The following is a 24,679-nucleotide window of genomic DNA, read 5'->3' on the forward strand; positions in this document are numbered from 1 at the left end:
AATTCCCCGGCCGCAAAAAAGGGGGGGGGGGGCCCCCCCCTATTTCTTAGAACTTCAGGAGGCGGCCCCCACCGCTTTGCTGTAGAGACGCGTTAGCTCCGCGAAGTTTTACTTCGTGGTGCTGACAGCGTTCATGTCCACATCACGGGTTTCGTGAGTGAGCAGGATGAAGACAACGCTCAGGATCGAAGCGAACGCCAGGTAACCGCCTACGGCAGCCACACCGTAGGAGGTGTTCAGCCACACTGCCACGAACGGGGTCAGCGCCGCACCGAGGATGGACGCCACGTTGTAGGCGATACCGCTGGCGGTGTATCGCACGTTGGTGGGGTACAACTCCGGCAGGTATGCGGACATGGAACCAAAGGACAGACCCATCAGGCACATACCGATGAAGATGAAGAAGGTGACCACTGCGACGTTCGCATTCTGGCCGGTGCCGACAACGGAGGGGGAGATGAACAGGCCGAAGCACAGACCGAAGACTGCCATCGCGATGGTGGTCCACAGCTGCTGGGTGCGGCGGCCGTACTTATCGGCCAGCCAACCCGAGATCGGGATGAAGATTGCGAAGCCGATGATGGAAATCAGCTGAATCACAAGGAACTCTCGGTAGGGGATAGCCAGACCGCCCTTTTCAACCTTGCCGATACCGTAGGAAAGAACCCACGCTGTCATCAGGTAGAACAGCACGTAGCATGCAACCATGATGAAGGTACCCTGAATCATGGGCCACCAAGCGACCTTGAACGCCTCAACGAGGGGGGTCTTAACCTTCTCGTTGTTAGCGGCAGCCTTGGCGAAGACGGGGGTCTCCTCCAGCTTAAAACGCACGTACAGGCCGACAGCGACCATCACGATGGACATCAGGAACGGAATACGCCAACCCCAGACGAGGAAGGGATGATCAAGGGTCTTACCGTCGGTCGCGGAGTTGAAGGAAATCCAGCTGGTCAGCAGCAGCATGAAGCCGTTTGCAAGCACAAAGCCGATGGGTGCGCCCAGCTGAGGCCACATAGCGGCGCGGGCACGCTTGCCTTCCTCAGCATATTCGCTGGCGAGTAGTGCTGCACCGGACCATTCACCACCCAGGCCCAGGCCCTGGCAGAAACGCATAATGGTTAGCATAGTCGGTGCCCACAGACCAATCTGGTGGTAGGTGGGCAGCAGACCGATGATGAAGGTTGCCAGACCCATAGTGAGCAGCGCACCGACGAGGGTTGCCTTACGGCCAATCTTGTCGCCGAAGTGGCCGAAGATTATTGAACCGAGAGGGCGCGCGATGAAGGCAACGCCGAAAGTAGCGAAGGACGCCAGAAGTTCAGTGGTTGCGTCCTTCGAGGGGAAGAACAGCACAGGGAACACAGCCACGGCTGCGGTGGCGTAAATGTAGAAATCGTAGAACTCGATGGTGGTACCAACGAGCGAGGCAAGAATAACTCGACTACGAGGAGTCGTATTCTTCACCGATGCAGCAGACGCTTTCGTGTCAGGTGCAGAGGCGCTCATGAGGAAAACTCCCAGATGGTGAATTTGTGTGTACACAAGGAGCCTGAGGTAGGTGTTCCATGACCGTTCAGCGCGGGATGCGGGTGTGCTGTAGACGCGTACCGGGGGCCGTAACTGCACCGGGTGGGGTGCGGTGGGCGCTGGATTCTGAAAGGCTCCTCTAAAGTGCAACATTATAACTCTGTTCAGAAAAAGCCCAACAAATGCAGTCACTATCTGGACGTAATCACAGGGGTTAGTCGCGTAAATCCCATAGAAACAGAAGAGAGCACATATGGAGAATCCCCCGAAAGGGTACGAGGTAATACCTCAAACCTTCCGGGGGATTTGTATAGCCTGGAGCGCTCGCGAGGGTGCTGAAAGGTCTTACTTGATGGTCGCCAGCACCGTACCGGAGGTGACGGTATCGCCAGCCTTAGCCGACAGACCCGAAACCTTACCCGCCTTGTGCGCGATAATGGGCTGCTCCATCTTCATGGCCTCCAACACCAGAATCAGGTCGCCTTCAGCGACGGTGTCACCGTCAGAAGCGGCAACCTTCACAATGGTGCCCTGCATGGGGCTGGTCAGCTCGTCACCGCCACCCTTCGCGGCGCCGCGCGCCGAACGGGACTTGCGGGTTTTGGACGCGGACTTAGCGGCAGGCTTCGCGTTACCGCTCAAATCGGGCAGAGATACCTCCATGCGCTTGCCGTTCACCTCAACGACCACGGTGGTGCGTTCATCCTCATCGGAGCCCACGCTACCGGGTGCACCAGAGTACATGGGGATGGTGTTGTTGAACTCGGTCTCAATCCAGCGGGTGTGCACCTTGAAATCGCCGCCCTCAGCCGGCGCGAAAGCGGGATCATTCAACACAACGCGGTGGAACGGAATGACGGTGGGCATACCCTCAATAGTCAGCTCAGCCAAGGCACGGCGGGCACGCTGCAGAGCCTGCTCGCGATCCGCTCCGGTGACAATGAGCTTAGCCAGCATGGAGTCGAAGTTACCGCCGATAACGTCGCCAGCCACGAAGCCGGAATCCCAGCGAACACCGGGTCCGGTGGGTACGGTCATCTTCTCTATGGTACCGGGGGCAGGCATGAAGGAACGGCCCGCATCCTCACCGTTAATACGGAACTCGAAGGAGTGACCGCGCAGAACCGGGTCCTTATCCTCAATCTTCTCGCCGCGGGCAATGCGGAACTGCTCACGAACCAAATCCAGGCCGGAAATCTCTTCAGAGACGGGGTGCTCCACCTGCAGTCGAGTGTTCACCTCCAGGAAGGAGATGGTGCCGTCGGTACCGACCAGGAACTCACAGGTGCCAGCACCCTGGTAGCCAGCCTCACGCAGAATTGCGCGGGATGCCTCGTAGAGGCGCTTGTTCTGCTCATCACTCAGGTAGGGGGCGGGTGCCTCCTCGACAAGCTTCTGGTTACGGCGCTGCAGGGAGCAGTCACGGGTGGATACCACCACAACGTTGCCGTGCGCATCCGCCAGGCACTGGGTCTCAACGTGGCGGGGCGAGTCCAGGAAGCGTTCAATGAAGCATTCGCCACGGCCGAATGCTGCGGTGGCTTCACGAACAGCGGATTCGTACATCTCGACGATGCTTTCACGGTCACGGGCAACCTTAATGCCGCGGCCACCGCCACCGAATGCGGCCTTCACCGCGATGGGCAGACCGTGCTCATCTGCGAAAGCAACAACCTCATCGGCGGACTTGACAGGGTCCTTAGTACCGGGCACCAGGGGAGCGCCCACCTTCTGCGCGATGTGGCGGGCAGCCACCTTATCACCCAGCTGGGTGATGGACTCGGGGGAGGGGCCAATCCAGGTCAGACCAGCGTCAATGCACTTCTGCGCGAACTGTGCGTTCTCAGAAAGGAAACCGTAGCCGGGGTGTACAGCGTCAGCACCGGAGCGGCGAGCGATTTCAATGAGCTTGTCCATCACCAGGTAGGACTGTGCCGCGGTGGCTCCGCCGAGAGCGTAGGCTTCATCGGCAAGCTTTACATGCTGGGCGTCGCGGTCGGGGTCAGCGTAGACGGCGACGGTCTGCAGGCCCTCATCACGGGCCGCACGAATCACGCGGACAGCAATTTCGCCGCGGTTAGCAATCAGAATCTTGCTGACCGGGCCAGTATGGCGGCCGGGGACTGCAGTAAATTTCTTGGGGGTTTCTGCCTGGTGCTGAGTCACTTAAAGCTCTCCTTTAATCTCCTGCTCCAAGGATACATTGGCAGGATTGGCGAATATAACGCGCATCATACTGTTCTATCTTATCGATTGGTGTTCAATAATGTGTATTTCAGGGCGCGCTTTGAGACAGATTTATATGATTACGCTGGATCTAATTCCTCGTCTTGGGCTGCTATCCACAACTCGGTTACCGCAACTTCGCGGCGGCGCAGCATATCGCGTAGCGCGTGGATGGATAAGCCCACCACCGTGTGGAACTCACCCTCAATACCGCGAATAAATGCCGAACCGTAGCCGTCCAGGGTAAAGGAACCGGCTACCCAGAGCGGCTCACTGGTAGCAATGTACGCCTCAATTTCTTCGGGGCTGAGCGTATCGAAGTGGACGGTAGCACTGCGCAACTCAGAAACAGTGGGTAGGTCAGAAGTAGCGGGTAATTCGGCACCCAGCTCAATGCCACGCAAATCCACGAGTGCGTGACCGGTATGCAGCACACCGTAGTTGCCGCTCATTGCGCTGATGCGCTCACGTGCCGCCTGAGCAGTGTGAGGCTTACCGTAGGCAACCCCCTCAAACTCGAAGACCGAATCGCATCCCAGAACCAATGCATTGCGTACACCCTCGGCGGCAAGTTCGGCGGCAACTGCCTGCGCCTTCAGTTGCGCCAGCAGGGAGGCTGTTTCAGCCGGGGTGAGTCCTGCCCGTCCCTGCGCTCGTGCCTGGTTGTTGGCGGCGGTGAGCGCGGCGTCCTCATCTACGGAGGAGACGCGCACCGTGAACACGATGCGCGAGTCTTCCAGGAGCTTGCGGCGCGCCGGAGAGGCGGAGGCAAGAATCAGTTGGGTTGATGAAGCACTGGTAGTCATGGGTTCTATTTTAGAGTGTTGCCGGCGAGTTTTACTCTCGGGTGCAGATTGAGGGTCACTAGGTGGAACCCTCCGCCGGTGTATCAGCGCTGAATACGGGCCCTAGGAGTAATCTGAGGGCGTGATCTGCGGGAGGGGAGGGCCGGAGCGTCGAGCTCGGAGGGTATAAAAAAGAGCGTGTCCCATCCCCCTCAACCACGTAGGAGATGGAGCACGCCGCTCAAAATCATAACTCTTCTCAAGAATTAACGAAAAGAAGGGTCGATCGTGATGTTTTATGACGTTTGGCGAATGTATTTTGCCCATGCTGGGGGCATAGACGGTGGAGAAGCAGCACGGCGCTAAGCAGTACCGCCTAGCGCCGTGTGTGAGCCTCAGCCAGATTAGCGGCGTGCCGTCTCCTCCACCTCGTGAAGTCGCTGCGCCTCGCCGGCGATGCGCTCATTGTAGAATTCCTGAGTCACAAAGCCACCCTCCAAACGGGGAGCGTTGTAGAGATCCTCATCCAGGATGCCCTCGCGGCGAGCCACAATTGCGGGAACCAGAGCCTGACCGGCAACGTTCAGAGCGGTACGGCCCATATCAACAATCGGGTCAATCGCCAGGAGCAGACCCACACCGTCCAGCGGCAGACCCAGAGTGGAAAGGGTCAGGGTCAGCATCACGATAGCGCCGGTCGTACCGGCAGTCGCAGCCGAACCGAGAACGGATACCATTACAATCAGCAGATACTGGGTGAAGTCCAGTTGAATACCGTAGAACTGAGCCACGAAGACCGCGGCAAGAGCGGGGTAAACCGAGGCACAACCGTCCATCTTGGTGGTCGCACCCAGCGGAACGGCGAAGGATGCGTAGGCGCGGGGAACACCCAGGTTGCGTTCGGCAACGGTCTGAGTCATCGGCATCGAACCCATCGAAGAGCGGGACACGAAGCCCAGCTGGAGCGCCGGCCACACGCCAGAGAAGTACTGGCGGACCGACAGGCCGTTCGCGCGAACAATAATCGGGTAGACCACGAGAAAGACCAGTAGCAGGCCAATGTAGAGGGCGATGACGAACGCGACCAGCGAACCCATTGACGCCCAACCGTACGCGAACACTGCCTTAGCAATCAGACCCACGGTACCCAGCGGTGCCAGGCGAATAATCCACCATAGAATCTTCTGAATAATCTCCAGAGCGCTCTTGACCACGTCAATGAACGGCTTGGCTGCCTCACCGACCTTGAGCGCGGCAATGCCGACCACGCCGGAAATGACCAGGATCTGCAGCACGTTGAAGGATGCCGAGGCGGTGATGCCGGAATCACCGGACTTAGCGCTGACACCCAGACCCAAGAAATTCACCGGAATCAGACCGGTCAGGAACGCGGTCCATGACCCGGTCGAGCCGGTGTACGCCTTGCCCTGCACCTGCGCGCCCACGCCCGGCTGAACAAGCAGGCCCATCGCAATACCAATGAGCACTGCGAAGAACGCGGTAATCGCAAACCAGATGAGCGTGTTAACCGCCAGACGCGCCGCGTTAGTCACCTGTGACAGGTTAGAGATGGAGGCGACCACGGCGGTGAAAATCAGCGGAACAACAGCCGCCTTCAGCAGGGTGATGTAGGAGGAACCAATGGTATCTAAGGTCACCATGAGCCAGTTAGGGTTGCTCTTCGCGTCCCCGCCCAATGCGAGAGCGAGCGCGCCAAGAACAATACCCAGAAGGAGGGAGGCAATGATTTGGTTGCCGAAAGAAGTAGCCCACTTGGGTAGACGTGAACGAGATGCTGCATGCGGTGTAGACATGTGGCATACTCTAAACCTTTTGCGTACTCCGGCGCGAGTTTGTGTGAAGAAGTATTGCAATCCGGTGCAGTATAGGGTATGTGTGACGAATCGTGACCTTCCGGCGGCACCTTTCGGCAGTGCATCCAACAGCACATCTACCAGTGTGTCCACCAGTGCTGCCTGCTGCGCCAGTAGGCAGTTAGATCGGCTGATAGTTAACCGGCAGTCACCGCAAAAGCAAAAAGAAAGGAAACAACTGCGCAACATGCTGGGAAGCTTGCTGAGATTTTGCCGTCAGCTAATAATCCGAAAGCTAGAGCTTGATATGCTGGAGCCACACCGGTAGTCCGGCGAAAGTCGCCGGATGATGCTGTATTCACTCAGTTTTATATACGCGCTGAGTAATACGCCACGCACCACCGTTCAAGGAGAGATGCATGAGTTCTGCTCCCCAATACCCCGGCGGAACCACCACCCCTAACGTTCCGAAGAAGCCCGGCAACCGCATGGAAGCAGTTGCCAACTTTGCTACCCGTGCCGCACAGACCTCTGCCCAGCAGGCCCTGAACCTGGGTGCAACCCGCCCCGGCATCGCCAAAATGATTGCCGTAGCTGGCGCTGGCGTGCTACTGATTGGCGGTGGCATCTTCGCCTACAACTCCATGCACCAGGAAGAGAACGCATTCCTGTCGCAGGGTGAAGAGTACGCCCGCGTCTGCCAGGACGCGAAGACCGCCCTGCGCGTGGAAGATAGCGAATGTGAGAAGGCAGGCGTTCAGGAGCCGACCGAATCGCCTTCAGGCTCTTCTACGGAGTCCTCAAGCTCTTCCGGTTCTTTTGGTTCCTCTAGTTCCTCAGGTTCGACCACCACCCACAGTAATTCGAATGCGTTCCTCTGGTACTACCTGGGTCGCCAGAGTGCTGCGAACTCCACCGGTACCCCCATGGTTCCCGGTGTGGGTACCAGGCTCTCCGGAGGTAGTACTACCCGACCCAGCAACGGCACCGTCTACAGTGGCGTTTCCTCTAAGGGCGGTAGCTTTGAAGACTCCTACCGCAGCGCGAAGAAGTCCTCCACCATCTCCTCGGGCAAGGTGACCGGCACCAACAACTCCGGTAAGACCTCCTCGGTGCGTAATAAGACCACCGGCTCGGTCTCCAGCGGTAAGCAGGGCACCAGCAATAGCGGTAGCACCGGCTCCTACAGCAAGTCGAACACCTCCAAGTCGGGTTCGTCCTCGAAGTCCGGCAGTAAGGGCGGTTTTGGCGGCGGCTCCAAGTCGGGTGGCGGTACCTCTGGTGGCTAAGCCATAAACCATCACACTGAATGCGGGCAGGGACTGAACGGTTCCGCCCGCATTTTCCTCACTATTTTCCAATCACTATTTCGAAGGAGCCTAGCCCCTCATGCGCCGTGAAGAATTTCCTGTCGGTCGACCCGACTGGGAGAACGTCATCATTGAGGAAGGCCTCACATACAGCGTGGACGGCCCCCACGACACCGACCACTATTGGAACGAATACGCCGCCTACATTTTCAGTCCGCAAGAAATGGACTTCCTGCGTGCCCAGGCGGAAGAAATGCACCGCATATGCCTGGAAACCGTCGAATACATTGCCTCCGGCGCGTTCGGTACCCTCGGTCTGCCGCAGGCGGCATTCAACCTCGCCGTAGAATCCTGGAACCGCCGCGACGCCGACTTCTACGGCCGCTTCGACTTCAGCTACTCCGGTGTGCCCGGAGACCCTATGAAACTGCTCGAATACAACGCAGACACCCCCACCGGCATCGTGGAGGCGGCAGTCAGCCAGAAAACCTGGGCGAAAGATCAGCGCCTCGACACCCGCGGCTACGCCCACTGGGGCGAAATCGGCGAAGCCTTCACCAACCGTTGGCGCCATATCTTCGCAGCCGAAATTGCCGCCGGCGTGCAGCCTGTATTGCACCTGGCGCATGTGACCGCTGAGATTGATGAGAATAACGAGGACTACAACAACCTCTGGCTCATCGCCTACGCGGCACAGCAGGCGGGCATCAAAACCCACATGATTCCCATCGACGAAATCATCTTCAACGATGAAACCAAGAGCTGGGAAGATGCCTACGGATGCGCCATCACCAACCTCTTCAAGCTTTACCCCTGGGAAGACCTGGTCACCGACAGCGATGCAGGCTACGACAAGCTCCTCTTCGCCTACCATGGCGCTGTGCAGCGCTGGATTGAGCCAGCGTGGAAGATGTTCCTCTCCAATAAGCTGCTGCTCGCTGCGCTCTGGGACAAGTACCCGGGCCACCCGAACCTCGTACCCACCTACGCGGGCCACCGCGGCGGCATGCGTAACTGGGTTCGCAAGCCCATCTTCGGGCGTGAAGGTGACGGCGTAGAAATCTACGCCCCCGACTACGACGTCTTCATCAAGCCTGAAGACGACGATTTCTTCGCCAGCGCTCCCGAAAGCGAATTCATCTACCAGGAGTACATTCCGGCACCGCACTACGAAGGGATTATCAATCCGGTCAGCCACCCCATCCTCGGCGTGTGGGTGGTCGACGGACGCACCGTAGGTGTGGGCATCCGTGAATCAAACGGCGCGCTCACCGACTACTGGTGCCGCTTTGCCCCGCACCTGGTGGATCTGAACGACTCTACCGGCATGGGATTCGACACCACCGACCCCCGCACCGCAAACTTCGGATAGCCCCCAGAAGATATAATCCTCAGAAGACACGAAAATACAGCGAAGTCCCCGCATCAGCCGCAAAGCTGGAGCGGGGACTTCATCTATAGAGTTCCTCATCGAAGACTCTAGCTCAGAGATTCCAGATCAGAGGCTCCAGAGATCCACTCGCCGAGGAACGAGCAGACGAGGGGCTACTCGTCGTCCTCATCATCGTCATCCTCAGTATCCAGAGGAAGCATCATCTCGTCGGTCAGGGCGCGGCGCAGAGTGTCCAGACCCACCGAACCAAGCAGAAGCGCACGTGTGTGGAACGCACGCATGTCATCGCCGCGGTGCAGAGCCTGATCGCGTAGCTCCAGCCAGAGGCGCTCGCCAATCTTGTAGCTTGGTGCCTGACCCGGCCAACCCAGGTAACGCAGGAACTCGAAACGCTGCTGACCCTCGGACTCGTCCAGGTTCAGCTTCAAGAACTCGTAACCCAGGTCAGAAGTCCAGATGGTGCCCGGCTCAACGCCCAACTGCTCAGCCCACTCATCGGGAATCGGCATCTCGCAGTGAACACCAATATCGAAGACCACGCGGGCGGCACGCATACGCTGAGCGTTCAGCATGCCCATGCGGTCACCCGGATCCTTCAGATAGCCCAGTTCCTCCATGAGTCGCTCGGCATACAGTGCCCAGCCCTCACCGTGACCGGAAACCCACAGCATGTTTGTGCGCCAGGAGTTCATGGTGCCCTTCAGAGCCGTAGCGATAGCGATCTGCAGGTGGTGGCCCGGAACACCCTCGTGGTACACAGTGGAGGTTTCACGCCAGGTAGTGAACGTGTCCTCACCCTCGGGAACCGACCACCACATGCGTCCGGGGCGCGAGAAATCGGGGGAGGGGCCGGTGTAGTAAATACCGCCCTCATTCGTGGGCGCAATGCAACATTCAATGCGGCGCATGGGGCCGCCAATTTCAAAATGAGTATCCGCCAGGTTCTCTACCGCGGTGTCGGCGAGCTTCTGCATCCACGCCTTCAGCTCATCGGTGCCGTGCAGCTGACGTGCCGGATCCTCATCGAGTAGCTGCTTCGCACGCTCAATGCTTGCGCCCGGCTCAATCTCTTCGGCAACCTCACGCTGACGAGCAATAATGCTCTCCAGCTCCTTCACGCCCCAGGCATAGGTTTCGTCCAGGTCAATGGTGGTACCCAGGAATGAACGGGAGTGCAGGCTGTACGCCTTACGGCCCACAGCGTCGCGGGAGGGCGCGACCGGCTGCAGCTTCTCCACCAGGTAGCTGTTGAGGCAGCGGTAGCCTTCCTTTGCAGCCTCGGCACCGGCGGCAGCCTCATCCTTTAGGGAGGGCACAGCTGCGGCAACTTCGGTCGCAAGCTCGTCAAAGAAACCACCGGGAGCATAGTATGCGGCGGTCTGCTCAATGACAATATCCACCTGGCGGCGCGGGGCAACCTTACCCTCTTCACGAGCCGCCTCAAGAGTCTGGATGTGGCCCTCCAGCGCCTCGGTCACGCGGTGCATACGACCAATAATGTGCTCCCAATCCTGCTGGGTATTGCGCTTCATCAGGTCAAAGACTGAGCGCACCTCCTGCGGGACGGAGGCAATATTGTTCATCTGCCAGCCACCAAAGCCAGCCTTGTACTGCTTGCGATACAGGCTCAGACGCTCCTGCAGAGCATCCAGGGTGACCAGGTCAACGTCATCAACAGGCAGGACGTTATCGACCTTCTTCAAAGTCTTCTTAGCAAGGCGCGCAAAAGCCTTCTCCCCGGCGGGTGAGTAGTCGGGATACAGCGTCTCTACACCTTTACGACCAAGCTCGGTTGCCTGGACGGGGTTCAGGTCGAGGACCTTTTCAAAATATTCGTTAGCGATCTGATCGACGTCGGTCAGCGAGCGCTTCAATCGGTAGATGCTGGGAAGTTCCTGGTAAGTGCTCATGTTCATATCCTAACTCAGGGGTGTGCCTTCAACCACGATTTTCGGTGATTTAGGTCGCCTAAACCGGCAATATTACGGGCTGAGCAGCACCGAATGCGAGGAAAATGGCTCACCTGGGGACAACTCACCGGGGCGCAGGCGCGAAAACGCCCCGGCTTTCTCCCACCTGAACGTGCAGGAAAGAGAAGACCGGGACGCCACCAAGATAGGCTAAAAGCTGCTAGATGGCGAAGTATTCGCCGTTGAGTTCCAGCAGACCGTTCGTGCCTTCAACCACGCCGAGGCGGTGGGCAATGAGGCGGTCCTGCAGCTCATCGCCGGATACCAAGTCAACCAGAATGTTCGGGTATTTGGTTGAGCAGCGGATGAATTCATCGTATGCCTCATCACTGAACGGTGCGTTCGTGATGAAGGTGCCGAGCTGACCACCGCGGGCGTGAATCGCCAGGAAGAACGCGGTAATATCCTGCGGCTGAACGCTTGCGGACAGAACACTGCTAGCTACCGGGCGCAGAGTACGTACGTAGAATGCGCGTTCTTTTTCGCCGGTGGCGGGGATTGCCACGCCGTCCACGCCCTGAGCTTCCAAAGCCTCTACAGTGTAGCCGCGCATTAGGAACAAATCGAAACCAATGCTACGGAAACGCTCCTCAGACACCTGAGCCAACGCCGGAGCCAACGCCTCGCGGCGGAACACCTGACGGTAACGCTTCAGCGCCTCACGCACCTGAGCGGCAGCCACCTGCAACGCGGTCGAGGGCTCAGTAGCCGAAACAGCAGGAGTGGATACAGCAGACTGGGCGGTAGCCTCAGCGACCGGTCCCGCCGGAACCTCAGCGGGCCCCTGGGCAGTAGCCGCTACCGGCGAACCAGCTGGACGCGCCAACAACGCCGGAGAAGCACCCGGAACCGGAGCCAACTGCTCACGAGATGCACCCTCACGAGCCGCCAGACGAGCCTGACGCTCCGCCGCGCGCGCCTCCTTAGCAGCCTGAAGAGCCTCCTCACGAGCCTGCAATTCAGCCGCAATATCCTGAGGCAGCTTGTGCTTGAGTGACTGCGGCGGCAACGGTGCCATGCGGGCGGTCACCGCCTCCGGAGCACCCTCCGGGAATCGCTTGAGCAGCTCCTTACCCGCATCGCTCAGCTCATAACGCTCCGGATTCTTGCGAGAAGTACGACCCGTACCCTCACGCAGAGCATTCAGGTAGCGTTCGCCCTTAAGCACATGCATCGCCACCGAATAGCGGTTACGCAGACGTGGGGTCAGCTTATAACGGTGCGGAGCAACCTCACCCTGTAGGTACGGGATATCCAAGGCGAGCTTCAACTCATCGTAGATGTTGTAGTAGGAAATACGCGGGTTCTCCTCCACAAGCTTCAGAATCGGGTGCAGCAACTGATGTGGGTATGGCAGAGCATCTACAGCAGCGGGATCCAGTAGGGCCGAAGCCACCAGCTTCTGAACGCTCGGCTCAACCATCTGCGCCAGAGCCGGCGCGAAAGCCGAACCCAGTGAATAGACAGTCTCACCCTCGGAGAGATAGTGGTGGGCAATCAGCACATCGTAGAGGTAATCCTGTGCGTCAATCTGCACAAAGTAAGGGTTTGAGGACTCCTGCTGAATGCGCTCGTCGCGGTCAAAGACCTGCTCCAGGCTCGGAAGGCTCAGCTCCACATCGGCGCCATGGTCGTTGAGGGTGTCGAGCAGAAGAACACCCATATGTGTCAGCAGAGCATCAGTTGCGGCAATATCCTCAGCCGTAATGGAGGCGCCCTCATCTTTCACCAGTGCCAGCACGGAGCTTAGCTCGCTCGCCGGCACGCCGGTCTCCTCATAGCGTGCCACCAGCTCCTTCGCCGAAGGCGACAGCGAGTACAGAGTCAGCGGAGAATCCGTGTGCTCGTGAATAGTCTTGGTGCGGAGGTAGCCCTCGCGGGTCAACAGGCTCAGCGCCTTAGCAATCACCGGCTCAATAATGCGCTGCTCCAGGTATGACAGACCGTACCAGCCCTGTACGAAACCGCACTCGCGTAGCACCAGCTCGCGAATCTTCACGGGAGCCGCCGCAGGGTAGGACGGGGTCACGCTCAGAACGATGGGCAGAAGCCCACGTACCGTAATGTGAGAGAGCAGAACCGGGTAGAACTGCTTCAGGTAGAAGAGGTGCACGCCGCTAAGGAGAGGCAGAACCGGTAGAAGAGCCTGTGCCTGCTGTTCCTTCGGAGTACCGAGTAGCTCACGGCCAGCCTTGCTGAGGCTGTAGTGCAGGTTGCCCGGATGCAACTGGCTGAGGGATATCTCAAGATAGTTAGCATTGACCAGCGCCGCGATCAGCTTATTGAGTGCCTCACGGAAGAGAACATTGTCATCGACCGCAATGAAACGCTGAGTCATATTGAAACCCAGGTCCACACCTACGGGGGTGTACATATCGGGGAAGAAAACCTTCTCGCCATGGTCCTGAGCGCGCTCAAAATGGCGGAGCAGAGAGAAAGCCGCCGCAACGCTGAGAGTGCGTGCTTCCTCTGGTAGAGCCTCCCACGAGGTTTCCTGCTGCAGAGAGTGCAATTCCGAATGGTCGATATGGAGCATTGTTTTATTCACAAAAGCCACGCTGGGCTCCTTATCTGGTGGTATTTATCGTGCGGGCATTCTTCATAAAGTGCAGTCATTCGAGCGGGAAAATAATCACACAATACTGGGCGACACCATCTTTATTTTTGGGTCGTCACTTTGGTAACCCGTCGTGAAGAGAAGCAGGAAAGACAGATTTCTCAGCCCGTTTCGCTTACGTACCGTCTTCTATGACGTGCACCCGGAAAGAACGCTATAAATTATGGTGAAGTACTGACACCGTCACGGGTATATGCACTTCGTGAAATAATGCGAGTATATATAACGCATTACAATCCCATTGTATCGGCTGGTTCAAGAAATAACCTAGATTTCTAAAACCAGCCGGTATATGAAAAATATCCTCAAGGAAAAGTGAAAATACATTAAGTGAAATAACGCAGGAAATGCGCGAAGACCAGAGACATTCAGAGAGAAAAACTCACCTCAAAACACCCCCGGCTACTCCAAACCGCAAGCAAAATACTCCTCATCAATGCGATAACCGCACTCGCCCTCACCATCAAGCACGCCCACACGATGGCGAATCATCAGCTCCACCAAGTGGTGCTGATCAACCAGAGCAATATTGCGTGCACCCGGCAAACCCTGCAAATACTCAGGCACCGGATGCGCAAAAGCACCGCAGGTCACCAAAACGCCCTGTAAACCGCCGTGTAGAAGTACCGCACCGGCAAGCTTCTGAATCTGGTTGGGGGTGACCTTCATAGTTCCGCAATAATGCTTCACCTGAATATAAATCGGCGCGAAATCCAGGCCCTCAGAATAGTGGGCAATAACATCAACACCCTTATCATCAGCACCGCCGGTTACCTCGGTACTAAAACCAAGAGCCGTAAAAATATCGGCAACAATCTGCTCAAAATATTCTGGCGTCACCGCGTGAATATGCTGAATCAAATCCTGCGTAAAATGCTCCGCAAACTCAGCCTGAGCGTGAATCACCGGCGAATCGCTGGCACGCAAAATAATATCCAGCGGAGACTGACCGGCAGGCCAAGAATTTGCAGGTTCAGCAGAATTTAGGGCGGGGATAGGGTAGTCGGCATCGGTCGCATCATAAGCAGCGGGGTTCAGCTGAGTATAATCAGCACCTGAGAAAGGTGACAGAGTATGAAGGGCACCGGTATCAGAAGCGCCAAAAATGAGGCGATGCTCTTCCTCAGCATTCTCCAGTAGCGCGTTCGCCTGCTTCTGCAGCTTCTTCACACTCTTCGCCGTCAAACTCTGAGAGCACAAAGCCCGCACCTGCTTCACAACATGCGGCGGCACCGAACCGTGCAGATGCGGGGTGCAGGTCAGTTCGGCACCCAGGGGAGTAAGCAGGTACTTCCTCTTCTCCCACGGGGTCAAACGAGGCATAAGCTGGGCATAACGAAGTGCCACCAAGATTTTCAAGGTGGTACGCACAGCCACCGCAAAATCGGTGGATTCAAGAGCCGGTAGGTTCTTCTTCGACCCCAACGCCTTAGTCTGCTGCCGCAACTGCTCGCTAACATAGGCGGCGGTGCGAGGCACAGTCTTCGACAAGCGCCGTAGTGCCGGCAACAGAAGCGTGATATAGACATCCGGTGGGGGCCTATGGTTTTTATTCATCATCTTTGCCACGGTCCCTGCCAATTTACTAACACTATTGTGACGGTATATACATCGTAGCATCAGCATATATCATCATGACTTTATTGGCTCTAATATGACGAAACCATATGAATCAGTGTATTAGATATTGAATAACGCAATATAAGTCTTGAATTTGGGACAATACAATAGATTCCCGTCATACCAGCAGGTGTAACGGGAATCTATCCGTCAGATGTGAGCTACCCGCATTACATGGGGCGAGCGCGCCTCCACGAACCGGGGCCCGGGCGCAAGGAAGCGCCCAGGCGCTGACCGCGGTTCAGGATCCGTGAAGCGGCACCCACCAGCAAGTTCTGCTCCTGCTGCTCGCCATTTGCCTGCATCATTGCAACCACAGCGGTGAGGGCAGCAATCTCCTCCGAGGTGGGGGATCCCATAACCACCTTCAGTAGAGGCTCCTGCTTAGTGTCAGTATCTACCGAAGGCTGAGCAGAATCCTTCGCGGCGCTGGATGCGGTATCTGCATGCGCAGAAGAATGTGCGGAGCTACGCTCAAGCTGCTCGGCGCTCTCAGTAGCCTCCGAACTATCCTTCTTTTTACCGAATGAGAAATAATTCAGCGGGTTGTAGCCTGCCAAAGGCACACCTCCTTAGAAAACCTAAAATCCTGTGAATGCTCGCGCCACAAATGGTGCGGGCACATCGGAAGCCTACAGCGGGATATTGCCGTGCTTCTTCGCCGGGGTTGCCGCACGCTTATCGTGCAGGGCACGTAGCGAGGAAATAATACGCATGCGAGTCTCACTCGGGGCAATAACCTCATCAATGTAACCCAGCTCAGCAGCCTGGTATGGGTTCAGCAGCTCTTCCTCATACTTGGTAATCAGCTCAGCGCGGCGAGCCTCAACATCGCCACCCTCAGCCGCCAGAGCAACCAGCTCACGACGGTACAGAATATTCACCGCACCCTGGGCACCCATCACGCCAATCTGAGCGGTGGGCCACGCCAGGTTAATATCGGCACCCAGCTTCTTCGAACCCATCACAATGTATGCACCGCCGTACGCCTTACGGGTAATAACGGTGACCAACGGAACGGTCGCCTCCGCGTAAGCGTAGAGCAGCTTAGCGCCGCGGCGAATAATACCGTTGAATTCCTGATCGGTACCGGGTAGGAAGCCGGGAACATCTACAAAAGTCAGAATCGGAATGTTGAACGCATCGCAATGGCGCACAAAACGGGCAGCCTTCTCCGAAGCGGAGATATCCAGGCAACCTGCGAACTGCATCGGCTGGTTCGCCACAATACCAACCGTGCGGCCCTCAACGCGGGCGTAACCAATCATCACGTTCGGGGCGTAAAGTGCCTGCATCTCCAAGAAGTGGCCGTCATCCACGACGGACTCAATGACCGCGCGCATGTCATAAGGCTGGTTTGCCGAATCCGGGATGAGAGTATCCAAATCCAAATCGTCTACAGTTACCACGGGTTCCTGGTCATGCTCCAGGGGCAGAGGCTCAGCAAGGTTGTTTGAGGGCAGGAACTCCAGAAGCTCACGCACAAAGTCGAAAGCGTCTTCCTCATCTTCAGCCAGGTATGTGCTGGTGCCGGTCACGGCGTTATGCTGACGCGCACCACCGAGGGTTTCCATGTCCACGTCCTCACCGGTCACAGTCTTGATGACGTCCGGGCCGGTAATGAACATGTGTGAAGTTTTATCCACCATGATGATGTAGTCAGTCAGAGCGGGGGAGTACGCGGCACCACCAGCGCAGGGGCCCATAATGACAGAAATCTGCGGAACCACACCGGAGGCGCGCACGTTCATGCGGAAAATATCGGCAAACATCGCCAGAGAAGCCACACCCTCTTGGATACGGGCGCCACCACCATCGTTAATGCCGATAACCGGGCAGCCGTTCTTCAGAGCGAACTTCTGCACCTTCACAATCTTCTCGCCGTTCACCTGTGAGAGAGAACCACCGTAGACGGTGAAATCCTGCGAATACACGGCGACAAGGCGACCATCCACGGTGCCGTAACCGGAGACTAGGCCGTCCCCCAGAGGCTTCTTCGCCTCCATGCCGAACGCGGTGGTGCGGTGGCGGGCGAGGGCATCAAATTCTACGAAAGAACCCTCGTCTAGAAGCATGTCGATGCGCTCGCGGGCGGTGTTCTTACCGCGTGCGTGCTGCTTCTCAATAGCTGCCTCACCGCTGGGAGCAAAGCTATGTTCTCGACGTGCATAAAAATCAGCGAGCTTACCGGCGGTGGTGCTCAAGTCAAAATCCTGCTGGAGGTTCTCGGACATTATTCCTCGTTCCTGCTCCACCCGATCGTCGGGAGCCAGTGGTTGCGGTGATAGGGTGCTCAGGTGCCCCGAAGAGCACTCTTGAACAACGTACATATCTCTCAACTATAGTGCGAACTAGCACACATATGCCAGATGAGGAGCCAGAATATCAACACTAGATACACTTTCATGCACACACTGCCCGCAATGATGCGCGAAGAGCGCGAAAGAGGCATCTAGGACGCAAAGATACGATGCGGAAAACCCCCTCTTGCACCGGCAATCCTTGTCGGCGAAGGGGGGAGCTACTTGAGCTTTGCGAAATTTAGATGGTGCCCAGGACCGGGTTCCATTCAGTCACGGTGTGAGACAGAACTGCGCCACCAATGTTCATCGGGTCGTTAGCCACAATCTTCTCAGCAGCCTCAGCGGAATCAACCTTGGCAATCAGCAGAGCGCCGGCGGGGGTCTCGCCATCCAGCAGGGGGCCGGAAACAATCAGGTTGCCCGCCTCAATCTGCGAACCAAGGTGCTCACGGTGAGCAGGACGGTACTTCGCCTGCTCCTCGGGAGCAGCGTAAACGTAAGTAATTGCGTAATAAGCCATATCGGTCTTCTTTCGAGCAGAGCGGAGGAACCTCCGCAGCCGGTCGGTGCTTCATGCACCCTCACTGTCTAATGTACCGTCTCGGGTGCCGGGTGGGTATCACCGGCGGCAAGAAATTGATATGGTGAGAAACCAGTGCGATTGGAGAGAAACCGGCAGGTTTTGGCGGCGGGTCGGAGTACTGCAGAGTAGCTTCGGACAGGACAGAAAGGCGCAAACTATGGAGGAGAATATGCATACCGAGAGTGATCGTTCGGTTTTGGATGCGCCGCGCATCCGCACCATTGCAATGGAAACTGGATACTCCAGCGTAAATCTCTACAATAAAGTCGACTCCACTACCACCCGTGCCCGCGAGGTACTTATGGGCGGCACGGACTCCGAACGCGAACAGCTCGGCGAGCTCTCTGTCTACACTAGCCTCTACCAAAGCGCCGGACGCGGCCGTCTAGCCCGAGTCTGGATCGCCCCTGCCGGTGCCTGCCTCGCCACAAGTATCGTGGTGCGCCCGCATGCCTCCGCCGACCCTCTCGCTCGAGAACTCACCGAAGACAGCTACCACTGGCTGACCCTCATCGCCGGGCTCAGCGTGGTCGATATTTGGCGTGACTACGGGGTAGACGCCGCCCTCAAATGGCCCAACGATGTGATTGCACAGGGTGCCAAAGGCTGCGGAATCCTCGCCCAGCTCGTTCCCGAAAGCGGCTCCACCGAGCAACAACGCAGCATTATTGTGGGCATCGGCCAGAATACGAACATGTCCGCCGAACAGCTGCCCGTACCCACCGCCACCAGCCTGAGCCTGTGCACCGGGCAGGTCATCGACTCCTCCGAGGTGCTCACCCGACTCCTTAAGATCTTCGCCCGCCGCTACCGCGCCTTCGTGCGCGCCGGCGGTGACCCCGAGCACCCCGACCCCCTCAACCCGCAGAGCATCAGTCTGCTCGATCAGGCACGCGCCGCCACTGCAACTCTCGGAGCTAGCGTGCGCATGAGCCTGCCGGATGGAAGCACCGTAGAAGGCATCGCCGAAGACCTCGACGCGCAGGGGCGCATCCTCATTCGCCGCGAAGATGGAACCCTAGAGCCCTACGCGGTGGGCGATATTGAGCATCTTCGCCCCGTCAACGGTAGCTACGGAGACTTTCAGCAGGCACACTAGAACCAACCCCTAAAATTACAGTCCGGCACGGCAACTGCATCAATCCACACCGCCTCAACTGGCGCCTCCAGCCGGCCCATAACAACCAGCACAGCTAAGGAACACCATGCGTCTGCGCGGAAAACTCAACCCCGGTGAGCATGTCATCATTACCACTCGACAGCACTACGGCGCCCTGCTACCCGCGCTCGCCTACATACTGGTTGCTATCGCCGCCTCAACCTTTGCCTCCACGGCACGGTCCTCACCGATTCTGTGGACTCTCGGCATGATGTGTGCGGTTGGTACTGTTTTCGGAGCGGTGCGTACCGGATGGCGTTGGGCTACCACCTCCTACCTGCTCACCACGCACCGGCTTGTGGTTCGCCGTGGCGTGATGATCCGAACAGGAGACGACTCTCTCTACTTGGATTCCATGGGGGAACGCTGGGTAAAACAACGCGGCCCGGGCGCCTGGTTAGGCTATGGCTCCGTGTATGTGGTCTGCCACGGAGCGCACCACTGTCTGACCTATGTGCCTGAACCCAGGTGTTTTGAAAAAGAAATTAAATCCGCTAGACGTGACTATTACGCCTTGAGTTCCCGCTACATCTAGCTTTTCGGGGGTGTGTCTGCCAACTATAAAGAGGGTAGACCGGTTGACTCAGAGCCTAACCTGGCACCTAAATCAGCTGAAAAATGTGGATTAGAGTATTCTTAAATGTGAATTACTCCACTAAAATATCTTTGGGGGTGGATGCTTTGGTGCCCAAAACACCGCAGTGGAGGGTATATTAACAAGGCGCTATACAGTGAAGTAGTGCACAATCGACGCACAGCACCAGCTAGCGCACCCGCACGAGAGAACAGATGATTCGGCAGATATGAAAGGAGCAGCAACGGTAATGAGCACGGCAGACCCCCAGAAACCTGCACACTCTCTGCAGGGTACTGGCGCCACCATGGGCCCCGAAACCCAAATGCTGAACCTCAAAATTCTGCAGAACCTCGCGCAGAACAATATCTATCGAGACGAGGAATCCAAAGCAGGAATCCGAGCCCTCGAAAAGTCGCTCCTGGGACAGGGCCGCCGCTACACCCCCGTAGAAGCCGCAGAGTGCGCCGGACTTCCTCTCGAAACCGCCCAGCGTATCTGGCACAACATGGGTTTCCCAACGATCGCCGACCACTCGCCCTACTTCACTGAAACAGACGTGCAGATGCTTGCAGACCTGCAGAAGTTGGACGCAGAAGGCGACATTCGCATGGAATACGTGGCATCCCTTGTGCGCTCCGAAGGTCAACTGACCGACCGTACCGTCGCATGGCAGATTGAGGCGCTCGTGCACAATATCATGGTCACCGAAAACCTCAGCGATAATGATGCCCGCCGTAAGCTCCTCAAAGACTTCCCGCGCTACCTTGACGTTCTTGAGCGCCTGGCGCTCTACGCATACCGTCGCCAGATGTACGCCGGAATCCTGCGCCTGGGATTGCGCGAAAACAACGTGACCACCTCCGGACTTTCTCGCCTGCCCCTGGTGCGAGGCGTAGGGTTCGTTGACCTGGTTTCCTACACCTCCCTGGTACGTAACCTAGATGCCGCAGCTCTCTCTCAGCTCATCAACCACTTTGAGCAGAGCTGCCTGGACGTTATCGCACCCCTGGGCGGTCGTATTATTAAGACCCTCGGTGATGAAGTTTTCTTCCTTACCGAAGCCCCGGACGCTATCGCAGAAATTAGCCTGCGGCTCTCCGAAAAGATCGGTGCCGACCCGCAACTACCGGATGCCCGCGTCGCCTTCATCTGGGGCGAAGTTCTGGCTAACCGCGGCGACGTGTACGGCTCCAGCGTGAACCTGGCCGCACGCCTGGTCTCCCTCGCTGAACCGGGTACCGTACTGACCGATAATGAGACAGCAAACACGCTCCGACAGGTGGGAAATCGCTATACTCTCACCTCGCAGGGAACGCGAAATGTTAGAAGCTTTGGTAACGTAGACCCCGTGGCGGTGACCCGTCGCGTGAACTACACAATGGAGATAGACCTCTCATGACTGAACTGAAACTACGTACCGGTGGTGCAACGCACCGCGGCGCACATCGAGAAAATAACGAAGATTCGATGGTCGTCGCCGGTTCCCTCTGCGTGGTCGCGGACGGTATGGGAGGCCATGAATCGGGCGAGGTCGCTTCGCGCCTGTGCGTGCGTCAGCTCGCCTACTCGCCCTTCTTCACCATGCCTGGCGGACGCAGCGAAGGAGAACAGCAGACCTACGTTAAGCGCCTCGCAGCTATTGATGAGGAAGACCCCGTTAAGCGCCGTCGCCGCGCAAATACCCTGCTTAACAACGAAATTGTGGGCGCCCTGAACCGTTTGCACGATATCCTCGGCGAAACCAACGAAGAAATTAAACAGGCGCTCTCCCACGCTGGCGGCACGACCGTCACTGGCGCCTGGCTAACCAACATCGGGGACCGTAACCTGTGGGTTATTTTCAACGTGGGCGACTCGCGAACCTACCGTCTGTTGCGTGAGGATGAGGGTATTCACCACTCCGCCATGGAGAAGCTGCCCGGTTCTGAGGGCTCCGCCTCGCTGGAGCAGGTCACCGCTGACCACTCCGAGGTGCAGTACCTGGTCGATGAAGGTCAGATTACCGCCCTGGAGGCGCTGACCCACCCGCGCCGCAACGTAATTACCCGCGCGCTGGGTACCGGTAACTACTGGGAACCGGACTTCTGGGTTCTGCCCGCCCGTGCCGGTGACCGCCTGATGCTCTGCTCCGATGGTCTTTCCGGTGAGCTTTCGCACGAATACATGGCGCGCGTACTCACCTCGATTCGCCACCCGCAGGACGCCGCTGACGTGCTCCAGCACGAGGCGCTGCGTTCCGGCGGTCGCGATAACATTACCGTGATTGTTGCTGACGCGGTCGAAGCCTAAACTTCATACTGTTTGATTCACCCCCGCCTTCTATAGGCACTCGCTCGAGTGCCTATAGAAGGCGGGGGTGAACTGTATCCGCGCACAGAAACTAAGGAGGCATAATCGGGTAAGCGGCTACGGCACTCTTGCATTATCGTTTACGTCATCGTTTGCGTTCGCGGAACCTGCCAATATGACCAGCGATAGGGGAGAGGCGGATCAAAAACGCTAGACTGGACGGGTGACTGAGAACAACACCACCCAGCAGACTGCCCCCGCCGAGATTCGAGCAGAGAGCCCCGCAGAAAACTCCGTGGAGATTACCGAGGCCCTGCGTGCCGAGTATGCGGAACTGACCGATAAGATTCGTGCCGCACGCCGCGCCTACTACAACGAGGATGCGCCCTTCCTCTCTGACGCCGAGTACGATGCGCTCTACCGCCGCCTTGGAATCATTGAGGCGGAATATCCGCTCATTATCGCCAACGACTCGCCCACCCAGGAAGTCGGTGGTGAAGCCATCGAAGCCTTCGCGCCCGTCACCCACTTGCAGCGCATGTACTCCCTCGAGGACGTCTTCTCCTTCGAGGAGTTGCGCAGCTGGCTGACCAAGACTGAAGAGAACGCCCGGAACCTTACCGGTGGCGCACCGCAGTGGCTGACCGAGCTGAAGATTGACGGTCTGGCGGTGAATCTGCTCTACCGCAACGGCACCCTCGTGCGCGCGGCAACCCGCGGTGACGGCACCACCGGTGAAGACGTCACCCACAACGTGCGCACCATTGCGGGCATCCCGCAGCAGCTGACCGGCGAGAACCACCCTGAGGAAATTGAAATCCGCGGCGAAGTGTTCATCTCCTCCGCAGATTTTGAGAAGCTCAATGAGTCCATGATTGCCGCCGGTAAGAACCCCTTCGCGAACCCGCGTAACGCCGCGGCAGGCTCGCTACGCCAGAAGGACGCGGCGATTACCGCCTCGCGCCCGCTGAGCATGTACGTGCACGGCATCGGTTCACGCACCGGCCTGGATATTGCCACTCAGTACGAGACTTACGACCTGCTCGCCTCCTGGGGTCTGCCCGTGAGCCCCTACAGCGAAATTGCCGATAACACCGAGGCGGTGTTCGACTTCATTAACAAGTACGGTGAGCAGCGCCACTCCCTGGTGCACGAAATTGACGGCATCGTCATTAAGGTCAACGACTTCGCGACCCAGGCTCAGCTGGGCTACACCTCCCGCGTGCCGCGCTGGGCGGTGGCGTATAAGTACCCGCCCGAAGAGGTGCACACCAAGCTGCTGGACATCCGTGTGGACGTGGGACGCACCGGCCGCGTGACCCCCTACGGCGTCATGGAGCCTGTGTTCGTCTCCGGCTCGACCGTGGAGCGCGCCACCCTGCACAACCAGGACGTGGTCAAGGCTAAGGGCGTGCTCATCGGTGACACTGTGGTGCTACGCAAGGCAGGTGACGTGATCCCCGAGATTGTCGCCCCCGTGGTTGCCCTACGTGACGGCACTGAACGTGAGTTCGTCATGCCCAGCGAATGCCCATCCTGCGGTTCGCCCCTTGCCCCCGGCAAGGAAGGCGATGTGGATCTGCGTTGCACGAACCCTCGCTCCTGCCCGGCGCAGCTGACCGAGCGTGTGTACTATGCGGCAAGCCGCGGTGCCTTCGACATTGAGGCACTCGGCTTCGAAGCAGCTAAGGCGCTCACCAGCCCCGCAACCCCGGACACCCCTCCACTAACAACCGAGGCACACCTGTTCACCCTCAACATTGAGGACCTGCGCGAGGTCACTATCGAGCGTGAGAAGAAGGTCAAGGGCGTGGGCACCGGAAAGATGGAGCGCGTGCCCTACTTCTACACCAAGCCGACCAAGGCACGCCCCGAGCCGAAGCCTACGAAGAATACGCTGAACCTCTTCGCTGAGCTGGAGAAGGCTAAGCAGCAGCCGCTGTGGCGCGTGCTGGTGGCTCTCTCGATTCGTCACGTGGGACCGACCGCTGCCCGCGCGCTTGCCGCCGAGCTCGGTTCGATGCAGGCAATCCGCGAGGCTGATCGTGAGCGTCTTGCTGCTGTGGATGGTGTGGGCACCACGATTGCCGATTCGATTATTGAATGGTTTGCTGAGGATTGGCACGCCGAGGTTGTGGACTCCTGGGCTGCCGCCGGTGTGCGCATGGAAGATACTCGTGACGAGTCCGTGGAGCGCACTCTGGAGGGCCTGACCGTGGTCGTAACCGGCACGCTGAACGGTTACACCCGTGACGGTGCGAAGGAAGCCATTATTTCTCGCGGCGGTAAGGCTTCGGCGTCGGTTTCGAAGAAGACCCACTTTGTGGTCGCAGGCGCGAATGCCGGCTCGAAGCTGGATAAGGCTCAGCAGCTGGGTCTGAAGGTGCTGGACGAGGAAGGCTTTACTGCTCTGCTTGAAGGTGGCCCCGAGGCAGTTGAAGCCGCTTCGGAGGAGTAGACCCGGTAGCGGGGTTATCTGAATCTGAACCCTGCAATATATATA

General features: G+C 57.9%; 17 protein-coding genes. 7 read left to right on the forward strand and 10 right to left on the reverse strand.

The genetic code is table 11. The features are described 5' to 3' along the window. Nucleotides 1-108 precede the first annotated feature (108 nt). From QFX05_RS06935 to QFX05_RS06950, 4 genes are all read right to left on the reverse strand, one after another. Nucleotides 109-1,509, reverse strand: a complete 1,401-nt coding sequence (locus QFX05_RS06935; protein ID WP_279741982.1) for an MFS transporter — start codon at nucleotides 1,507-1,509, stop codon at nucleotides 109-111. A 366-nt stretch (nucleotides 1,510-1,875) separates the two neighbouring features. Continuing rightward, nucleotides 1,876-3,696: an acetyl/propionyl/methylcrotonyl-CoA carboxylase subunit alpha gene (locus tag QFX05_RS06940; RefSeq protein ID WP_279741983.1), complete on the reverse strand. Its 1,821-nt coding sequence runs from the start codon at nucleotides 3,694-3,696 to the stop codon at nucleotides 1,876-1,878. 140 nt (nucleotides 3,697-3,836) lie between these two features. Then, a complete protein-coding gene (locus QFX05_RS06945; RefSeq protein WP_279741984.1) occupies nucleotides 3,837-4,562 on the reverse strand; it encodes a Maf family protein in 726 nt (241 codons plus the stop codon). A 383-nt stretch (nucleotides 4,563-4,945) separates the two neighbouring features. After that, nucleotides 4,946-6,355, reverse strand: coding sequence for a dicarboxylate/amino acid:cation symporter (locus QFX05_RS06950; RefSeq protein WP_279741985.1), 1,410 nt, complete (start codon nucleotides 6,353-6,355; stop codon nucleotides 4,946-4,948). 419 nt (nucleotides 6,356-6,774) lie between these two features. On the opposite strand from QFX05_RS06950, the gene QFX05_RS06955 reads away from it, so the two are divergent. Together QFX05_RS06955 and QFX05_RS06960 are read left to right on the forward strand one after the other, a co-directional pair. Beyond that, nucleotides 6,775-7,644 carry a hypothetical protein gene (locus QFX05_RS06955; protein ID WP_279741986.1) on the forward strand — a complete coding sequence of 290 codons (870 nt, stop codon included), beginning with the start codon at nucleotides 6,775-6,777 and terminating at the stop codon, nucleotides 7,642-7,644. A 100-nt stretch (nucleotides 7,645-7,744) separates the two neighbouring features. Beyond that, nucleotides 7,745-9,037, forward strand: coding sequence for a glutathionylspermidine synthase family protein (locus QFX05_RS06960; protein ID WP_279741987.1), 1,293 nt, complete (start codon nucleotides 7,745-7,747; stop codon nucleotides 9,035-9,037). A 173-nt stretch (nucleotides 9,038-9,210) separates the two neighbouring features. On the opposite strand, the gene QFX05_RS06965 is transcribed toward QFX05_RS06960, so the two are convergent. From QFX05_RS06965 to QFX05_RS06990, 6 genes are all read right to left on the reverse strand, one after another. Then, complete coding sequence (locus tag QFX05_RS06965) at nucleotides 9,211-10,968, reverse strand: DUF885 domain-containing protein (protein WP_279741988.1); 1,758 nt, start codon at nucleotides 10,966-10,968, stop codon at nucleotides 9,211-9,213. A gap of 220 nt (nucleotides 10,969-11,188) precedes the next feature. Continuing rightward, a complete protein-coding gene (locus tag QFX05_RS06970) occupies nucleotides 11,189-13,585 on the reverse strand; it encodes a restriction endonuclease (RefSeq protein ID WP_279741989.1) in 2,397 nt (798 codons plus the stop codon). Nucleotides 13,586-14,047: 462 nt separating this feature from the next. After that, nucleotides 14,048-15,136 carry a restriction endonuclease gene (locus QFX05_RS06975; RefSeq protein WP_279741990.1) on the reverse strand — a complete coding sequence of 363 codons (1,089 nt, stop codon included), beginning with the start codon at nucleotides 15,134-15,136 and terminating at the stop codon, nucleotides 14,048-14,050. A gap of 299 nt (nucleotides 15,137-15,435) precedes the next feature. Beyond that, nucleotides 15,436-15,831, reverse strand: coding sequence for an acyl-CoA carboxylase subunit epsilon (locus QFX05_RS06980; RefSeq protein WP_279741991.1), 396 nt, complete (start codon nucleotides 15,829-15,831; stop codon nucleotides 15,436-15,438). 66 nt (nucleotides 15,832-15,897) lie between these two features. After that, nucleotides 15,898-17,499 (reverse strand): acyl-CoA carboxylase subunit beta, encoded by a 1,602-nt coding sequence (locus QFX05_RS06985; RefSeq protein WP_279741992.1) that lies wholly within the window; start codon nucleotides 17,497-17,499, stop codon nucleotides 15,898-15,900. A 307-nt stretch (nucleotides 17,500-17,806) separates the two neighbouring features. After that, nucleotides 17,807-18,088 (reverse strand): YciI family protein, encoded by a 282-nt coding sequence (locus QFX05_RS06990; RefSeq protein WP_279741994.1) that lies wholly within the window; start codon nucleotides 18,086-18,088, stop codon nucleotides 17,807-17,809. A gap of 232 nt (nucleotides 18,089-18,320) precedes the next feature. Between QFX05_RS06990 and QFX05_RS06995 the strand changes: the two genes are divergently transcribed. The 5 genes from QFX05_RS06995 (at nucleotide 18,321) to ligA (ending at nucleotide 24,634) form a co-directional block, all read left to right on the forward strand. Continuing rightward, nucleotides 18,321-19,250, forward strand: a complete 930-nt coding sequence (locus tag QFX05_RS06995; RefSeq protein ID WP_279741995.1) for a biotin--[acetyl-CoA-carboxylase] ligase — start codon at nucleotides 18,321-18,323, stop codon at nucleotides 19,248-19,250. A 106-nt stretch (nucleotides 19,251-19,356) separates the two neighbouring features. Continuing rightward, complete coding sequence (locus QFX05_RS07000; RefSeq protein ID WP_279741996.1) at nucleotides 19,357-19,845, forward strand: glucose ABC transporter permease; 489 nt, start codon at nucleotides 19,357-19,359, stop codon at nucleotides 19,843-19,845. Between the two features lie 289 nt (nucleotides 19,846-20,134). Beyond that, a complete protein-coding gene (locus QFX05_RS07005) occupies nucleotides 20,135-21,286 on the forward strand; it encodes an adenylate/guanylate cyclase domain-containing protein (RefSeq protein WP_279741997.1) in 1,152 nt (383 codons plus the stop codon). Further along, nucleotides 21,283-22,176: a PP2C family protein-serine/threonine phosphatase gene (locus QFX05_RS07010; RefSeq protein ID WP_279741998.1), complete on the forward strand. Its 894-nt coding sequence runs from the start codon at nucleotides 21,283-21,285 to the stop codon at nucleotides 22,174-22,176. The genes QFX05_RS07005 and QFX05_RS07010 overlap by 4 nt, the downstream gene beginning before the upstream one ends. 223 nt (nucleotides 22,177-22,399) lie before the next feature. Then, nucleotides 22,400-24,634 carry an NAD-dependent DNA ligase LigA gene (ligA, locus tag QFX05_RS07015; RefSeq protein WP_414628309.1) on the forward strand — a complete coding sequence of 745 codons (2,235 nt, stop codon included), beginning with the start codon at nucleotides 22,400-22,402 and terminating at the stop codon, nucleotides 24,632-24,634. Nucleotides 24,635-24,679: the final 45 nt, after the last annotated feature.

Origin of the sequence: Rothia similimucilaginosa, from assembly GCF_029850875.1 — a bacterium.
Lineage (GTDB): Bacteria > Actinomycetota > Actinomycetes > Actinomycetales > Micrococcaceae > Rothia.